Source organism: Actinomadura sp. B10D3 (genome assembly GCF_039871695.1).
Taxonomy (GTDB): Bacteria; Actinomycetota; Actinomycetes; order Streptosporangiales; family Streptosporangiaceae; genus Spirillospora; species Spirillospora madurae.
Map to the genome: position 1 here is coordinate 101,630 of NZ_JBDPLY010000025.1, position 15,232 is coordinate 116,861.

17 protein-coding genes are annotated in these 15,232 nt (G+C 73.4%); 13 read left to right on the top strand and 4 right to left on the bottom strand.

Annotation, left to right across the window (positions count from 1 at the left end; all coding sequences use genetic code 11):
• Nucleotides 1-88: 88 nt before the first annotated feature.
• A complete protein-coding gene (locus ABGB11_RS30635) occupies nt 89-535 on the bottom strand; it encodes a hypothetical protein (protein ID WP_347638459.1) in 447 nt (148 codons plus the stop codon).
• 243 nt (nt 536-778) lie between these two features.
• Here ABGB11_RS30635 and ABGB11_RS30640 point away from each other — a divergent pair, with 243 nt between their 5' ends.
• From ABGB11_RS30640 to ABGB11_RS30670, 7 genes are all read left to right on the top strand, one after another.
• Nucleotides 779-2,038, top strand: a complete 1,260-nt coding sequence (locus ABGB11_RS30640) for a replication-associated recombination protein A (protein WP_347638527.1) — start codon at nt 779-781, stop codon at nt 2,036-2,038.
• A 108-nt stretch (nt 2,039-2,146) separates the two neighbouring features.
• Complete coding sequence (locus ABGB11_RS30645; RefSeq protein ID WP_347638461.1) at nt 2,147-2,563, top strand: DUF948 domain-containing protein; 417 nt, start codon at nt 2,147-2,149, stop codon at nt 2,561-2,563.
• Nucleotides 2,560-2,880, top strand: a complete 321-nt coding sequence (locus tag ABGB11_RS30650) for a hypothetical protein (RefSeq protein WP_021599233.1) — start codon at nt 2,560-2,562, stop codon at nt 2,878-2,880. The genes ABGB11_RS30645 and ABGB11_RS30650 overlap by 4 nt, the downstream gene beginning before the upstream one ends.
• A 1-nt stretch (nt 2,881) precedes the next feature.
• Complete coding sequence (gene alaS / locus ABGB11_RS30655) at nt 2,882-5,551, top strand: alanine--tRNA ligase (protein WP_347638463.1); 2,670 nt, start codon at nt 2,882-2,884, stop codon at nt 5,549-5,551.
• 52 nt (nt 5,552-5,603) lie between these two features.
• Nucleotides 5,604-6,062, top strand: a complete 459-nt coding sequence (gene ruvX, locus ABGB11_RS30660; RefSeq protein ID WP_075024412.1) for a Holliday junction resolvase RuvX — start codon at nt 5,604-5,606, stop codon at nt 6,060-6,062.
• The gene (gene mltG / locus ABGB11_RS30665; protein WP_347638465.1) at nt 6,059-7,219 is read left to right on the top strand and encodes an endolytic transglycosylase MltG; all 1,161 of its coding nucleotides are present in this window, start codon (nt 6,059-6,061) and stop codon (nt 7,217-7,219) included. The genes ruvX and mltG overlap by 4 nt, the downstream gene beginning before the upstream one ends.
• Nucleotides 7,216-8,052 (top strand): shikimate dehydrogenase, encoded by an 837-nt coding sequence (locus ABGB11_RS30670; protein ID WP_347638467.1) that lies wholly within the window; start codon nt 7,216-7,218, stop codon nt 8,050-8,052. The genes mltG and ABGB11_RS30670 overlap by 4 nt, the downstream gene beginning before the upstream one ends.
• Nucleotides 8,053-8,092: 40 nt before the next feature.
• Here ABGB11_RS30670 and ABGB11_RS30675 read toward each other — a convergent pair whose 3' ends face one another.
• Nucleotides 8,093-9,430: a prenyltransferase/squalene oxidase repeat-containing protein gene (locus tag ABGB11_RS30675; protein WP_347638469.1), complete on the bottom strand. Its 1,338-nt coding sequence runs from the start codon at nt 9,428-9,430 to the stop codon at nt 8,093-8,095.
• A 120-nt stretch (nt 9,431-9,550) separates the two neighbouring features.
• Here ABGB11_RS30675 and ABGB11_RS30680 point away from each other — a divergent pair, with 120 nt between their 5' ends.
• Nucleotides 9,551-10,255 carry a hypothetical protein gene (locus ABGB11_RS30680; protein WP_347638471.1) on the top strand — a complete coding sequence of 235 codons (705 nt, stop codon included), beginning with the start codon at nt 9,551-9,553 and terminating at the stop codon, nt 10,253-10,255.
• Here the strand turns inward: ABGB11_RS30680 and ABGB11_RS30685 are convergent.
• Both ABGB11_RS30685 and ABGB11_RS30690 read right to left on the bottom strand, forming a co-directional pair.
• Entirely contained in the window at nt 10,231-11,169 is a 939-nt protein-coding gene (locus ABGB11_RS30685; RefSeq protein ID WP_347638473.1) for a PfkB family carbohydrate kinase, read from the bottom strand. The genes ABGB11_RS30680 and ABGB11_RS30685 overlap by 25 nt on opposite strands.
• 8 nt (nt 11,170-11,177) lie before the next feature.
• Complete coding sequence (locus tag ABGB11_RS30690) at nt 11,178-11,669, bottom strand: NUDIX hydrolase (protein WP_347638475.1); 492 nt, start codon at nt 11,667-11,669, stop codon at nt 11,178-11,180.
• 525 nt (nt 11,670-12,194) lie between these two features.
• Between ABGB11_RS30690 and infC the strand changes: the two genes are divergently transcribed.
• The 5 genes from infC to ABGB11_RS30715 all read left to right on the top strand — a co-directional run bounded on the left by infC (nt 12,195) and on the right by ABGB11_RS30715 (nt 15,214).
• The gene (infC, locus tag ABGB11_RS30695; protein WP_081842914.1) at nt 12,195-12,740 is read left to right on the top strand and encodes a translation initiation factor IF-3; all 546 of its coding nucleotides are present in this window, start codon (nt 12,195-12,197) and stop codon (nt 12,738-12,740) included.
• 185 nt (nt 12,741-12,925) lie between these two features.
• Nucleotides 12,926-13,120 (top strand): 50S ribosomal protein L35, encoded by a 195-nt coding sequence (rpmI, locus tag ABGB11_RS30700; RefSeq protein WP_021597479.1) that lies wholly within the window; start codon nt 12,926-12,928, stop codon nt 13,118-13,120.
• A 69-nt stretch (nt 13,121-13,189) separates the two neighbouring features.
• Nucleotides 13,190-13,567, top strand: a complete 378-nt coding sequence (rplT, locus tag ABGB11_RS30705) for a 50S ribosomal protein L20 (protein ID WP_131875788.1) — start codon at nt 13,190-13,192, stop codon at nt 13,565-13,567.
• A gap of 34 nt (nt 13,568-13,601) precedes the next feature.
• Nucleotides 13,602-14,417 carry an RNA methyltransferase gene (locus ABGB11_RS30710; RefSeq protein WP_347638478.1) on the top strand — a complete coding sequence of 272 codons (816 nt, stop codon included), beginning with the start codon at nt 13,602-13,604 and terminating at the stop codon, nt 14,415-14,417.
• Between the two features lie 302 nt (nt 14,418-14,719).
• On the top strand, nt 14,720-15,214 hold the full coding sequence (locus ABGB11_RS30715; RefSeq protein ID WP_347638480.1) for an STAS domain-containing protein: 495 nt from the start codon (nt 14,720-14,722) through the stop codon (nt 15,212-15,214).
• Nucleotides 15,215-15,232: the final 18 nt, after the last annotated feature.

The window sequence follows — 15,232 nt, forward strand, 5'->3', positions numbered from 1 at the left end:
CTCACTGGTGCTGCGGATACGGACATGAGGGCAGCGCCGTATCGCGCAGAGGGCGACACGGCGGTGCGGCGGCCTTACGGCCGGTCCGTCACAGCCGGAGGACCTGGAGGGTGGGGGCGCACGCCGCCCCGGCCGAGGCACCGGGCGGCGGCGCGAGCGCCCAGCCGGCGCGTGCCGGCAGACGCGAGAGCGGCCGGCGGAACCCGCCGGCCAGCCCGAGGAGCAGCAGGGACAGGAGCACGGCCAGGCACAGGCAGGCGTCCATCGGCGCGGGCGCGGGTGGCTTCTCCGGCTCGGCGAGCACCGCGCTCACGAGGCCGTGGGCGCCACTGGACGGCCCGGCCCCGTCCCCCTGCTGTGCGTGGCCGGTGCCGGTGGAAACGGTGCTGACGGGGACGCTCACCGCGTGCTGGGTGCACACTCGCGCCGGAGCCCCGTGCCCGAGCCCGTAGCTGAAGATCAGCCCGCCCACGACGAACAGCGCCACGAGCAGACCGGCCAGCCCGTGGCGCCCACGTGGGGTCGAACCTGACACCGTCACGCTCCAGTACGCGCCTTCCGGGCTGTTCCAACGCCGGGCGCCGGCCCCGGGTTCCCATCCGGGAATGTCCGCGCCGCGAGATAGTGTCGGAGCGTGACCAGCATGGCTGAATCGGGCGAGCCGGAGGGCCTTTTCGACGCCCCGGAGACCGGCGGGACGGCGCGGCCCGCGGGCCGCGCCGTCCCGCCATCGGGCGCGCCCGCCCCGGGCGGCGCGGCCCAGCCGCTCGCCGTCCGGATGCGTCCCCGCGCGCTGGACGAGGTCGTCGGCCAGAGCCACCTGCTCGGCCCCGGCACGCCGATCCGCCAGCTCGTCGACCGCGACGTGCCCATGTCGCTCGTGCTGTGGGGGCCGCCGGGCACGGGCAAGACCACCCTCGCCACCGTCGTCAGCCACGTCACGTCCCGCCGGTTCGTGGAGATCTCCGCCGTCAGCGACGGCGTCAAGCGCGTCCGCGCCGAGATCGACCTCGCGCGGCGCGAGCTCGGCATGACCGGGCGGCAGACCGTCCTGTTCGTCGACGAGGTGCACCGCTTCAACAAGGCGCAGCAGGACGCCCTGCTCCCCGCCGTCGAGAACCGCTGGGTCTCCTTCATCGGCGCCACCACCGAGAACCCGTTCTTCTCCGTCATCAGCCCGCTGCTGTCGCGCTCGCTGCTGCTGACCCTGGAGCCGCTCGGCGAGGACGACCTGCGCGAGGTGGTCCGCCGCGCGCTCGCCGACGAACGCGGCCTGGGCGGCGCCGTCACCCTCGACCCCGCCGCCGAGGACCACCTCATCCGGCTCGCCGGCGGCGACGCCCGCCGCACCCTCACCTACCTGGAGGCCGCGTCGCTCGTCGTCGAGGACGGCGGCGCGATCGACGCCGACGTGCTGGAGAAGGCCGTCGACCGGGCCGCCGTCCGCTACGACCGCGAGGGCGACCAGCACTACGACGTCATCAGCGCGTTCATCAAGAGCATCCGCGGCAGCGACGTGGACGCGGCGCTGCACTACCTCGCCCGCATGATCGAGGCCGGCGAGGACGCCCGGTTCATCGCCCGGCGGCTGATCGTGCACGCCAGCGAGGACGTCGGCATGGCCGACCCCACGGCGCTGCAGACGGCCGTCGCCGCCGCGCAGGCCGTGGAGTTCGTCGGGCTGCCCGAGGCCCGCATCAACCTGGCCCAGGCGGTGATCCACCTGTCCCTGGCGCCCAAGTCCAACGCGGTGGTCATGGCGGTGGACGGGGCGCTCGGCGACGTCCGCCAGGGCCTCGCGGGCCCGGTCCCCGGGCATCTGCGCGACGCGCACTACAAGGGCGCCGCGAAGATAGGGCACGGGGCGGGCTACAAGTACGCCCACGACCACCCCGGCGGCGTGGTGAAGCAGCAGTACGCCCCCGACACCGTGGACGGACGGGAGTACTATCGCCCGACCAGGCACGGAGCCGAGTCCCGGTTCACCGAGGTGCTCGCGCGGATCCGGTCCGTGCTGCGCGGCGCCGCGGACCGGTGAAGATGGATCCCCACCGGCCGGTGCTCCCGCCAAGTGGCGTGGCGTAACGGTAAGGTCTGTCAAGCCATGCCCGGCCCCGGGCCGGACTCACGCGAACGGAAAGCCCTGATGCTTACTGGTGGACAGGTCGCAGGTCTCATCGTGGCCGTGTTCTGGGCGGTGCTCGTCTCGTTCATCGCGCTGACCCTGCTGAAGCTCTCCCGCCTGCTCGGCGAGGCCAGCGAGGTCGTCCACGACATCGGCGACCAGGCCGGCCCGCTGCTGGAGGACATGACCCGGACCGTGCAGCGCGCGAACGAGCAGCTCGGCCGCACCGACGTCATCACCAAGCAGGTCGCCGGCGTCACCCAGAACGTCTCGGCCGTGACCACCGTGATGACGTCGGTGGTCGGCGGGCCGCTGGTGAAGGCCGCCGCGTTCTCCTACGGTGTCCGCAAGGCCCTCGGCAGCCGCGACGGCGACGGCCGGGCCCACTCCGGCAAGCCGGAGCTTCAGGCGCGGTCCTCGGGTAGGGGACGCAGATGAAGCGGCTGTTCTGGCTCTCGGTCGGCGCCGGCGCCGGCGTCTACGTCTCGCACCGGGTCAAGCGGCGCGTCGAGCGGTTCGCGCGCACCTGGTCCCCGGAGGGCGTCGCGGCGCGGGCCGTGTCGACCGGGCAGGGCGCCGGCGAGCGGTTGAGGCATTTCGCCGCGGACGTGCGTACCGAGATGCGTGCCCGTGAAGAGGAGTTGCGCGAGGCCGTCCGCATGGACCAGGAACCGCCGGACGCCGAGGGTCCCCGGCCCCGCCGGGTGCTCAAGGCGCGATACACGATCATCGAAAACGACAAGGATGGCCACTGATATGGAGTCGGCAGAGGTCGCACGCCGCTTCCTCGCATTCTTCGAGGAGCGCGGGCACACGGTGGTGCCCTCGGCGAGCCTGGTCGCCGAGGACCCGACCCTGCTGCTGGTCAACGCCGGCATGGTCCCGTTCAAGCCGTACTTCCTCGGCCAGCGCACCCCGCCGTCCCCGCGGATGACCAGCGCGCAGAAGTGCGTGCGGACGCCGGACATCGAGGAGGTCGGCAAGACCACCCGGCACGCCACGTTCTTCCAGATGCTGGGCAACTTCTCCATCGGCGACTACTTCAAGGAGCAGGCGATCCCGTTCGCCTGGGAGCTGCTCACCCGGCCGAGGCAGGACGGCGGCTTCGGGTTCCCCGAGGACAAGCTGTGGGTCACCGTCTTCACCGACGACGACGAGGCCCAGGACATCTGGCACGACAAGGTCGGCGTTCCCCTCGAGCGCATCCAGCGGCGCGGCATGGAGGACAACTTCTGGTCGATGGGCGTCCCCGGGCCGTGCGGGCCCTGCTCGGAGATCTACTACGACCGCGGCCCCGAGTACGGCCGCGAGGGCGGCCCGGTCGCCGACGAGGACCGCTACCTGGAGGTCTGGAACCTCGTCTTCATGCAGTACGAGCGGGGCCCGGGGGAGAGCAAGACCGACTTCCCGATCCTCGGCGACCTGCCCGCGAAGAACATCGACACCGGCATGGGCCTGGAGCGCATGGCGGCGATCCTGCAGGGCGTCGACAACATCTACGAGACTGACACCCTGTGGCGCGTCCTCGACCGCGCCGCGGACCTGACCGGCACCTCCTACGGCCGCGACCACCGCGCCGACGTGTCGCTGCGCGTCGTCGCCGACCACGTCCGCAGCGGGACGATGATGGTCGCGGACGGCATCCGTCCCGGCAACGAGGGCCGCGGCTACGTGCTGCGCCGCATCCTGCGCCGCTCCATCCGCAACCTGCGGCTCCTCGGCGGCCAGGACGCCGGGCTCATGCACGAGCTCACCGCGGTCGCGGTCCAGGCGATGGGCGAGCAGTACCCGGAGCTGGTGCGCACCGCCGCGAACATCCACACCGTCATCGACGCCGAGGAGGACTCCTTCCTCCAGACGCTCCGGACCGGCACCGCGATCTTCGACACCGCGGTGGAGGAGACCCGGCGCGGCGGCGGCAGGACGCTGGCCGGCGAGCAGGCGTTCAAGCTGCACGACACCTACGGCTTCCCGATCGACCTCACCCTGGAGATGGCGTCCGAGCAGGGCCTCCAGGTGGACGAGGAGGGCTTCCGCCGGCTCATGAAGGAGCAGCGGGACCGCGCCAAGAAGGACGCCCGCGACAAGAAGACCGGCAACCTCGACGTCTCCGTCCTGGACGAGCTGCTCACCGGCGCCGGCGGCAGCGTCGACTTCACCGGGTACGGCAGCCTCGCCGGCGACGCCCGCCTCGTCGGGCTGCTGGTCAACGGAGCCAACGCGCCGGCGGCCGGGGAGGGCACCGAGGTCGAGGTCGTCCTCGACCGCACCCCGTTCTACGCCGAGGGCGGCGGCCAGCTCGCCGACCACGGGGTGATCCGGCTCGGCAACGGCGCCGTCATCGAGGTGACGGACGTGCAGGCGCCGCTCGCCGGGCTCATCGTGCACCGCGGGCGCGTCCGCAGCGGCGAGGCGCAGGCCGGCGACACCGCCTACGCCGAGGTCGACGTCGAGCGGCGCCGCGCGATCTCCCGCTCGCACACCGCGACCCACCTGGTGCACGCCGGGTTCCGCCGGACGCTCGGCGAGTCCGCCGCGCAGGCCGGCTCGGAGAACTCCCCGGGCCGGTTCCGGTTCGACTTCACCGCGTCCGGCGCGGTCCCGCCGAGCGTGCTCCGGGACGTCGAGGACGAGGTCAACGAGGTGCTGATCGGCGACCTGGACGTCCGCGCCTTCCACACCTCGATCGACGAGGCCCGCGCGATGGGCGCGCTCGCGCTGTTCGGCGAGAAGTACGGCGACGAGGTCCGCGTGGTCGAGGTCGGCGACTACTCCCGCGAGCTGTGCGGGGGCACCCACGTCGCCCGGTCCGGGCAGCTCGGCCTGATCAAGGTGCTGGGCGAGTCGTCCATCGGCGCCGGGGTCCGCCGCGTGGAGGCGCTCGTCGGCATCGACGCGTTCCGGTTCCTGGCCCGCGAGAGCGTGCTCGTCGCGCAGCTCGCCGAGCAGATGAAGGCGCGCAAGGAGGAGCTGCCCGAGCGCATCTCCGGGGTCGTCGGGCGGCTCCGCGACGCGGAGAAGGAGCTGGAGAAGCTCCGCGCCCAGCAGGTCCTCGCGATCGCCGGGTCGCTGGCCGAGTCCGCGAAGGACGTGAACGGCATCGCGTTCGCGAGCCACCGCGCCCCGGACGGCACCGGCGCCGACGACCTGCGCAGGCTCGCCGTCGACGTCCGCGGCCGGCTCATGGCCAAGCCCGCGGTCGTGATGGTCGCCGGCGTGCCGAAGGACCGTCCCGTCGTGGTCGTCGCCGTCACCGAGGGGGCCCGCGACCGCGGCCTCAAGGCGGGCGCGCTCGTCGGCCTCGCGGCCAAGGCCCTCGGCGGAGGCGGCGGCGGCAAGGACGACCTGGCGCAGGGAGGCGGCGCCGACCCGGGCGCCGTCGAGGAGGCCCTCGCCGCCGTCGAGCGAGCCGTAGGGGCCGCGTGAGGCCGGCACGACGGGGCATGGACAGGCGGCCGCGCCGGACGGGGGCGGGGTCGTGAGGCAGGGCGTGCGGCTGGGCGTCGATGTCGGGAGCGTGCGGGTGGGGGTCGCCCGCTGCGATCCGGGCGGCATCCTCGCCTCCCCGCTGGAGACCGTGAAGAGCGGCAAGGGCGACATCGACCGGCTGGTGGAGCTCGTCGCCGAGCACGAGGCGATCGAGGTCGTCGTCGGCCTCCCCACGTCGCTGTCGGGACGGGAGGGGCCGGCGGCGCAGGCCGCGCGCCGGTTCGCCGCCCGGCTCGCCGACCGGCTCCCCCCGGAGGCGGTCCGGCTGCACGACGAGCGGCTCACCACGGTGACCGCCGAAAGCGGGTTGCGCGCCGGCGGAGTGCACGGCCAGGCCCGGCGCAAAGTCGTCGACCAGGCCGCCGCGGCGGTCCTGCTGCAGGCCGCGCTCGACGCGGAGCGGTTGACGGGACGCCCCCCAGGAGAGATCGTCCGGGGGAGCTCATGAACGATTTGGACCTGTTCTCGGATCCGTACGGCGACGGGCCGCCGCCAGGCGAACGTCCCGGCAGGCGGGAGCAGCGGCGCGTCCGCAAGAAGCAGAAGCGGCGCCGGCGCAACGGCCGGGCTGCCGCCCTGTTCGCGATGGCGTTCCTGGTGGCGGTCTTCGGCACCGGCGGCGTCCTCGGCTACGCGTGGCTCGACAACAAGTGGCATCCGCCGGACTACGACGGCCAGGGCGCCGGGAAGGTCACGGTCCAGATCAAGGACGGCGCGAGCGGCTCGGTGATCGGCGCGACGCTGGAGGAGCATCGCGTGGTGAAGAGCTCCCGCGCGTTCGTGAAGGCCTACAACAAGGAGACGAAGGCCTCCAGCATCCAGCCGGGCTTCTACCAGATGCGGCTGAAGATGTCGTCGGCCGCGGCCATGGCGCTGCTGCTCGACCCGAAGTCGCGGGCGGGGAACCAGATCACGATCCCCGAGGGCCGGCGTGCCATCGAGGTCTTCGAGCTGCTGGCGAAGAAGACCGGCATCTCCGTCAAGGAGTTCCAGGCCGCCGCGAAGAAGCCGCAGGGGCTCGGGCTGCCCTCGTACGCGAAGGGCAGGGTGGAGGGGTACCTCTACCCGGGCCGCTACGACCTGGACCCGAACGGCACGGCCGCGCAGATCCTCAAGCAGATGGTGGGGCGGTTCAACCAGGAGGCGTCCAGCGTCGACCTCGTCGCGAAGGCGCGCGAGGCGAAGATGAGCCCCGCGACCGTCATCACGCTCGCCAGCCTGATCCAGGCGGAGGGCGGCAAGCCGAGCGACCTGCCCAAGATCAGCCGGGTGATCTACAACCGGGTGGCGAAGGGCATGCCGCTGCAGTTCGACACCACGGTGCTGTACGCGCTCAACAAGCGCACCCTCACCGTGACCAACGAGGACCTCAGAGTCGACTCGCCCTACAACACCTACACGAACAAGGGGCTCCCGCCAGGCCCGATCGCCAACCCCGGACCCGACGCGATCGAGGCGGCGCTCGCGCCGAAGGACGGGACGTGGCTGTACTTCATCGCGACCGACCCGACGAACAAGATCACCAAGTTCGCCACGACGGAGCCGGAGCGGCAGGCGATCGAGAAGGAGTTCCGGGCCTGGCAGAAAGCGCACCCGGGCCAGTGACGGAGGAGACGGCCCGCCGCCGTGCGGCTGTCCTGGGATCACCGATCGCGCATTCGCTGTCGCCGGTGCTGCACCGGGCGGCGTACGCGGCGATGGGGCTGGACGCGTGGTCCTACGACGCCTTCGAATGCGGCGAGGACGATCTGGCCGAACTGCTGGGCGGGCTCGGCCCGGAGTGGGCCGGGCTGTCGCTGACGATGCCGCTGAAGCGCGTCGCGCTGAGCCTGGTGGACACGGTGTCGGACCTGGCGGTGAACGTCGGCGGCGTGAACACCATCCTTCTGCGGGACGGGCGCCGGCACGGCGACAACACCGACGTGTACGGCATCGAGGCGGCGCTCGCCGAGGCGGGCGTGAAGGCGCCCGCGTCGGCGCTGGTGCTGGGCGGCGGCGCCACCGCGGCGTCCGCGCTCGCAGCGCTCGCCGGGCTCGGGACGCGCGAGGCGGTGCTCGCGGCGCGCACGCCGGAGCGGGCCGCCGGCGCCGCCGAGGTGGGGGAGCGGTCCGGGCTGGCGGTCCGCGTCGTCCCGCTCGACCGGGTGCCCGCGCACCTGCCCGCGGAGCTGGTGGTGTCGACGCTGCCCGGACGCGCGGGCGACGCGTTCGCCGAGCCGGTGGCGGCGTCCGCCGCCGCCCTGTTCGACGTCGTGTACGCGCCGTGGCCCACGGCGCTCGCGGCGGCGGTAAGGCGGGCCGGCGGGACCGTGGTCGGTGGTTTCGCGATGCTCCTGCACCAGGCCGTGCGGCAGGTGGAGCTGATGACCGGCCGCGACGACGTGCCCGTCGCCGCGATGCGCGCCGCGGGCGAGGCCGAGCTGGCCCGCCGGGCCTGAGCCCCGCCCGGGACGGAGCTCAGGCCGGCGCGGGCGCCGGTCAGGGTGGCGGGGCCCGCGGGGTGCGGCGCCGCTTCACCGACTCGTCGATGCTGGTGAGGATGATGGGCAGGATCACGCTCAGCCAGAAGTCCTTCCACCCCCACAGGCCCGCGCCGACGCCCAGCAGGCTGCCCGCGCACACCATGCTCAGCAGGCACGCCGCCCAGTGCCGCCGGACGAGCCCGGCCGGGTCGATGAGCCGCCGCCGCGGCAGGAGGTCGGCCAGCGGGCGCTCCCGCGCGTGGGAGCGCTGCACGACCGTCGCGTCCGGCAGCCAGTGCAGGACGTCGGCGTTCCCGGCGAGCGGGAGCCGGGACAGCGCGATCAGGGTCTCCAGGCGCCACCACAGCGTCCACAGCGACGTCCGCCCGCTTCCGGGGTAGCCGTTCCAGCGCGCGTCGGCGATCTCTCCGCGCACGAGCGTCCGGAAGGCGCGGGCGACGACCGGGCCGTGCGGGCCCCGCGGATCGCGCAGCAGCGCGGTGAGCGCGATCGGCAGCCCGTAGTGCCACAGGGCGAGGCGCCACACCGGCTCGGACCCGGTCCCGTGCGGCGAGACGTCGTAGGTCTCGATCCACGTGTGGTCGTCGCCCGGATCGAGGTGGGCGAGCAGCCAGTCGTAGGCGTCCAGCAGCCGCTCGGTGCGCAGCCCGGGGCGCGCCTCGGCGAGCGTCACCAGCGCGAACGCCGTGTGCGTGACGGTGGGACGGGACGCCTGCGTCGGTCCCCACGCGGGACGGTGCGCGGTCCGGTCGGCCGTCAGCCACTCCACGCCCCGGTCCACCGCGGGGTCGTAGGGGTTGAGCTGGCTGAGCGCGCGCAGCGCCAGGCAGGTCAGCCACACCCGGGACGGGCAGCCGCGCAGCGAGCCCCATCCGCCGTCCGGGTTCTGGTTGTGCAGCAGCCAGTGGTAGGCGCGCTTGAGGTCGGGGGCGTCGTCGCGCAGGTCGCAGCGGGCGCGGGCCAGGAACCGCGCGATCCAGCCGGTCGCCTCGACCACCGGGATGCCGAGGCTCGTCTTGGTGGCCCAGCCGCCGTCCCGCAGCGGATCCGCGGAGGCGGTCTGCCGGTCGGCGAGGAATGCCAGCCCCTCGTCGAAGTACTCGAACGTGCGCCCCGTCTCCACGAACGCCAGCAGGCCGAGCGCGGTCGCGGTCGTGCCGGGTTCGGGCCGGGCCAGCTCGTGGTACCAGCCCCCGCCGGTGCCGAGCGCGGGCGCGTAGGTGTCGCGCAGGACGTCCAGCGACTCGTTCAGCCTGGTCGCGAGCACGGCCATGTCGATGACGGGGGTGTCGGCGCCGTGCGCCGGTGCGGGGAGCGGAGGTGTCTGGTTCACGATGGTGCCTTCGTTCAAGGTGTTCCCGCGGGGCCAGGCTTTGTACCCCGCGGGTTCTTCGCCGCGGCGCCCCGGGAACGCTGGAGGACGAGGTCAGCGGGTCCGTGAGCTGGAGGAGGCGTGGCCGAGCCGACGGTGGTGGAGGAGGCCGGTCACGAGTGCGTCCTGTGCCCGCCGCTGCGGTTCCGGTTCAACGCGATGGCGGGGCTGCCCGGTGAGTCGGGTGTCATCGCGGCCGACCGCGGCTTCCTCCTGATCCCGGACGTCGCGCCGCTGGCCGAAGGGCACGTGCTCCTGGTGACCCGCGACCACCACCAGTGCGCGGGCGACTTCGGCCCGGAGATGTGGCGGCGCGCACTGCGGTGGCGGGACAGCCTCGCCCGTCTCTACCGCGAGGCGTACGGCACCGGCGAGCTGCTCCTATTCGAGCACGGCCCGGCGACCCCGCAGGGCGGCGGCGCCTGCATCGACCACGCGCACTGGCACCTCATGCCGGGGACACCGGGCGTGCGGGCGGTGGTCGAGCGCGAGGGACGTCCCGGGACCCCGGCCGATCACGCGGCCCTGCGGGCCTGCTTCCGCACCGGCCGGTCCTACCTGCTGGTCGAGGAGAACGGGCTCGCGACCGTCCATCCGGGCGACGGTGTGCGGAGCCAGTTCCTGCGCTGGGCCGTGACGGCTCCCGGCGAACGGACGGCGTGGCGCTGGCAGGAGACGTTCGGGCTGCCCCCCAGCAGGCGCCGTTTCCTGCGGACCCTCGCGGCGATGCGCGCCGCGGCGGCCGCCCTGCCGGACGGGGGTCAGCCGCCCGAAAGCCACCAGTAGAGCTCGCACGCCGCCATCCGGTCACCGAAACCCGCGCGCTCCACACCGGTGGTGTAGCCGGTCGGGTACTCCAGCGCCGACCGACCCCTCTGGTGGGCGAGCACGCGTTCCAGGGACGTCGCGCCGAACCGCAGCAGCCACAGCGGACGGCCTCGCACGGCCTCGTCGATCACCGGAAGCAGCGCCCTGAGTTCACGTCCGCGGGAAGGCGCCGGACACCCCAGCAGCCGCGCGAGCGTGTGCACCTCCGAGATGACGAGGTCCGCCGACTCCAGCATCGGCAGCACGGCGGACGCGGGGAGCCGCGCATCCACGTCGTGCGGGACGAGATCGAACGCGACCCGCGTGCCCGCCGCGCGGGCCACGCGCACCGCCTCGAGGAGCGCGTCCCGGGAGACCGGGGACAGCAGCGAGTACCCGTCCAGCGCCAGCACGTCGGCGCACTCGATCCCGGTCGCGGCCGTGCGCACGTCGGCGGGGGTGAGGCGCCGCCCCGGCGGCTCGTCCTGGACGACCAGCAGCCGCACACCGGCACCTCCGTCGCGGGGGCGGTCCCGCAGCATCACCGACACCCCGTTCGGGACACCGCGCTCGATGCGCAGGTGGTCGCCCGCGCCGAGCCGGCGCAGTTCCTCGCGGATCACCGCCGTGTAGCCGTCGTCGCCGACCTTGGCCAGCACCCCGACCTCGCGGAAGTACTCCGTCGCGCATCGGGCCAGGTTCACCGCCGTCCCGGCGACCATGGCCTCGGCCGGGGCGTAGGTGAGCCGGTCGGCGCGCACATCGGCGAACCGCACGTCCGGGAGCGACGCGCGGACCTCGATCCCGGCGTCCCCGACCACGAAGAGGCGGAAGCGCCGTTCCGCAGCCCCGCCGAGGCCCGGCCACTCGGCGGGCGACCGGGACGGGAGCATGGGCCGGGTCAGCCCGCCGGGTTCAGGAACGCCCGCATCACCGGCCGCAGGCTCGGGATGAGGTCGTAGCCGCCGACCTCGCCGAGCGGCACCCAGGCGCAGCCGTCCAGATGGTCTCCCCCGTCCTGGTTCTCCAGCGTGGCGTCCAGCGTGACCGGCCGGCAGCGCCGCGCGACGGCCACCACCCGGATCTGCCCGCCGCCCGGACCGGTGCCCGGCATGAACCACTGCCACAGGTGGAACGGCGGCCCGGGATCGATCTTGAGGCCGACCTCCTCCCACACCTCGCGGCGGACGTGGTCGTCCAGGTCGAGGTCGGCCTCGGTCTCCAGCCGCCCGCCGGGAACCTCCCAGCGGCCGGGATGGAACGGGTCGGCCGCCGACTTGCGGACCATCAGCAGCCGCCCGCCGGACACGATGAAGGCCTTCTGGGCGAACTGCAGCGCGATCGGTGACAAAGCGGTGAGGGGGCCGGCGGCGCCGGCCTCGACCGAGGGCATCGCGGGGACTACCTCCCTGGTGCCGGGCTCCACCGGGCCGTCTCCGCTCCACCGTAACAAGCCGGTGCCCGGGACGCCGAGAGACCGGCCGCGCCAGAACACCGTCACCCCGCGCGGCCCGCCGCCGGGACCGGGAATCCCTGGACGTTCCGGGGCGTTGGGACATGAGGCGTATCCCACGCATGCTCCTGTGCGGCGCACGGCCCGCACGGGTGATTCGGTATGGCGCATCAGGTTCCGCCAGGTGGTAGTCTTGGTGGCCGACCGGCCCTGTGCGCGCGACCAGATGGTGGCGTGTGCCGGGCGCGCAAGCGGAGGCCGCCTCCCACCTGACCGGCTCGAAGCCGGTGGGTCCTCGGTCCGGCGAACGGGCGCTCGGTGCCCGTCCCGTCGTCATCCCAGGACGGCCCGGCCGTCCTGGGAGACCGAAGGTGGCCCCGTGCGCGAGTCGTGCGGGGCTTTTCTCGTGGAAGCCTTGGGGTACGACCGGTCCAACGAACTTGAGAACGGCCCCAAGGAGGTCCCATCAGCGCCGAACCGCGTATCAACGACCGCATTCGCGTGCCCGAGGTCCGGCTCGTCGGCCCGAACGGCGAACAGGTGGGCATCGTGCCCATCGCCAAGGCCCTGGAGATCGCGCGTGAGTCGGACCTCGACCTCGTCGAGGTGGCGCCCACCGCGCGTCCGCCCGTCGCGAGGCTCATGGACTACGGCAAGTTCAAGTACGAGTCCGCGATGAAGGCGCGTGAGGCGCGGAAGAACCAGGCGCACACGGTCATCAAGGAGATCAAGCTCCGCCCGAAGATCGACCCGCACGACTACGAGACCAAGAAGGGTCACGTGGTGCGGTTCCTCAAGGCCGGGGACAAGGTGAAGGTCACGATCATGTTCCGTGGTCGTGAGCAGTCCCGTCCCGAGCTCGGGTACCGGCTGCTGCAGCGGCTCGCCGACGACGTCGAGGAACTCGGCTTCGTCGAGTCGCGGCCCAAGCAGGACGGCCGGAATATGATCATGGTGATCGGTCCGCACAAGAAGAAGACGGCGCGCGGGCAGGAGACCGAGACCGCCTGACGCTCCGTCCGGGGATCCGCCCCCGCGGCGGCCCCGACACCGCGACCTCGCGGTTCGGCGGGGTCGCGGCGCACGTACATTGAAGCCTGACCCGGCGCGTCCGCGTACCACGTGTGATGTGCCGATCAGGTATGCCTCCGTGCTGATCCGCACGGAGGCCGGGATAGAGGGAGACGACGGCGACCATGCCGAAGACCAAGACCCACAGCGGTGCCAAGAAGCGCTTCAAGCTGACCGGCTCCGGCAAGGTGATGCGCCGCCGCGCCAACCGCAACCACCTGCTCGAGCACAAGCCCTCGAAGCGGACCCGGCGCCTCGACGGACCGGCCGTGGTGGCCGACGCCGACGCCAAGAACATCAAGAAGCTGCTGCGCAAGTAGCACTCGACCAGGCACATCAGCGACCGGCCGAGGCCATGCGGCCCCGGCCCCCACGAAGGAGTTCAGCACGTGGCACGCGTGAAGCGGGCGGTCAACGCCGCCAAGAAGCGTCGGGTCGTCCTGGAGCGGTCGAGTGGCTACCGCGGTCAGCGTTCGCGCCTGTACCGCAAGGCCAAGGAGCAGCAGCTCCACTCGATGACCTACGCGTTCCGGGACCGCAAGGACCGCAAGGGCCAGTTCCGCCGGCTGTGGATCCAGCGGATCAACGCCGCGGCCCGCGCCAACGGCATCACCTACAACCGGTTCATCCAGGGCCTGAAGGCCGCCGAGATCGAGGTCGACCGGCGCATGCTCGCCGAGCTGGCCGTCAACGACGCCCCGGCGTTCGCCGCCCTGGTCAAGGTCGCCAAGGACGCGCTCCCGGCCGAGGGCTCGGAGGCCGCCTGATCCGGGTCTCCGGGCATCGGGCGAACAGGGCGACATGGCGGGCCGCGAGCTGACCTCCCTCCGATCACCGCGGGTGAAGGCCGCTCGCCGGCTCGCCAAGCGCGCCTTCCGGCGCCGCGAGAACCGGTTCCTCGCCGAGGGGCCGCAGGCGGTGCGGGAGGCGCTGGAGATCCCCGGCGGGCTCGCCGAGCTGTTCACCACGGCCGAGGCGGAGACCCGCCACCCCGAACTGGTCCTCGCCGCCGAGCAGGCCGGCGCGCCGGTGCTGCGCGTCAGCGGCGAGGTCATGGCGGAGCTCGCGCAGACCGTCACCCCGCAGGGGCTGCTGGCGGTCTGCGAGTTCGTGGACGTCCCGCTGGAGAAGGCCCTGGAGGCCGCGCCCCGGCTGGTGACCGTGCTCGCGCACGTCCGCGACCCGGGCAACGCCGGGACGGTCCTGCGCACCGCCGACGCGGCGGGCTCGGAGACGGTGGTGTTCACCGACGCGTCCGTCGACCCCTACAACGGCAAGTGCGTCCGCGCGTCGGCGGGCAGCCTGTTCCACCTGCCGGTCGTCGTCGGCCCGCGGTTCGACACGCTGATCCCCGAGCTGAGGAGCGCCGGCCTCACGGTCCTCGCCGCCGACGGGGCGGGCGACCGCACCCTGGACGAGGCGATCGACGACGGCCTGCTCACCCGCCCCACCGCCTGGGTGTTCGGGAACGAGGCGTGGGGGCTCCCGGAGGAGATCCTCCGGCACGTGGACGAGGCCGTCCGCGTGCCGATCCACGGGCGAGCCGAGAGCCTGAACCTGGCGACGGCCGCGGCCGTATGCCTCTATGCGTCGGCCCGCGCCCAGCGCAGCGCGTAGGGACGCGGGCGCAGCGCGTGGCGGGCGCGGCGCCGCAACGTGTGAACGGTCGCGGAGGTTCGATGCATTCCGTGATCGAATGGCCGCAAGCGGTCGCCGAGGGCGCCGTTTCCCGGCCGGTGGGCTGGGAGGATGGTCTGTACGCGGACGGAGGCCGGGGGGCCGCCGCCGCGGGGGACTCGTCCGCGGGTAGGAGGGGAACCCGGGACCGGCGACGGATCATGTCGTCCCGTCCCGTGCCTACCGTGTTGATCAGTGGGTTGACCAGTGCGGCGACGATGCCGCACGGAGTTGGGGGCGTGATGATCGAGGAGACCGGGCGGGCCCGGAGGCCGGGCCGGCCGGCACCGGAGGTGCGATGCCGGGCCGGTGCGGTCCGGGCGCCCGCCGTCCCGGGCGTGCCGGCTCCGCCCGCCGCGGCCGGCGGGCTGCGGATCGAGATCTCCCAGGTGCGCGGCGACACGGTCGCCGTCGCGGTCGCCGGGGAGATCGACCTGCGCACGGCCGGTCCGCTGCGCGAGGGGCTCGTCCAGGTGCACGGCGACATGCGGGGGACGGGCCGGCGCCGGCTGGTGGCCGACTTCGCCGCCGTCCCCTTCTGCGACGCGGCCGGGCTCGGCGCGCTCGTCGCCGCGCACAACCAGATCGCGGCGGCCGGCGGCGAGATCGTCCTCGCCGGGGTACGCCCCGCGCAGCTGCGCCTGCTGCGCATCACCGGGCTGCACCGGGTGTTCGCGATCCACCGCGACGCCGAGGCGGCGTTCGCCGCCGAGGATTTCCCGACCTCCTCCCGGTAGGTGCCCAGGTGAAGCCGC

Coding starts and splice junctions, on each gene's coding strand:
- ABGB11_RS30640 (WP_347638527.1), top strand. CDS start 779: ATGCGTCCCCGCGCGCTGGACGAGGTCGTCGGCCAGAGCCACCTGCTC.
- ABGB11_RS30645 (WP_347638461.1), top strand. CDS start 2,147: ATGCTTACTGGTGGACAGGTCGCAGGTCTCATCGTGGCCGTGTTCTGG.
- ABGB11_RS30650 (WP_021599233.1), top strand. CDS start 2,560: ATGAAGCGGCTGTTCTGGCTCTCGGTCGGCGCCGGCGCCGGCGTCTAC.
- alaS (WP_347638463.1), top strand. CDS start 2,882: ATGGAGTCGGCAGAGGTCGCACGCCGCTTCCTCGCATTCTTCGAGGAG.
- mltG (WP_347638465.1), top strand. CDS start 6,059: ATGAACGATTTGGACCTGTTCTCGGATCCGTACGGCGACGGGCCGCCG.
- ABGB11_RS30685 (WP_347638473.1), bottom strand. CDS start 11,169: ATGCTCCCGTCCCGGTCGCCCGCCGAGTGGCCGGGCCTCGGCGGGGCT.
- ABGB11_RS30690 (WP_347638475.1), bottom strand. CDS start 11,669: ATGCCCTCGGTCGAGGCCGGCGCCGCCGGCCCCCTCACCGCTTTGTCA.
- rpmI (WP_021597479.1), top strand. CDS start 12,926: ATGCCGAAGACCAAGACCCACAGCGGTGCCAAGAAGCGCTTCAAGCTG.
- ABGB11_RS30710 (WP_347638478.1), top strand. CDS start 13,602: ATGGCGGGCCGCGAGCTGACCTCCCTCCGATCACCGCGGGTGAAGGCC.
- ABGB11_RS30715 (WP_347638480.1), top strand. CDS start 14,720: ATGATCGAGGAGACCGGGCGGGCCCGGAGGCCGGGCCGGCCGGCACCG.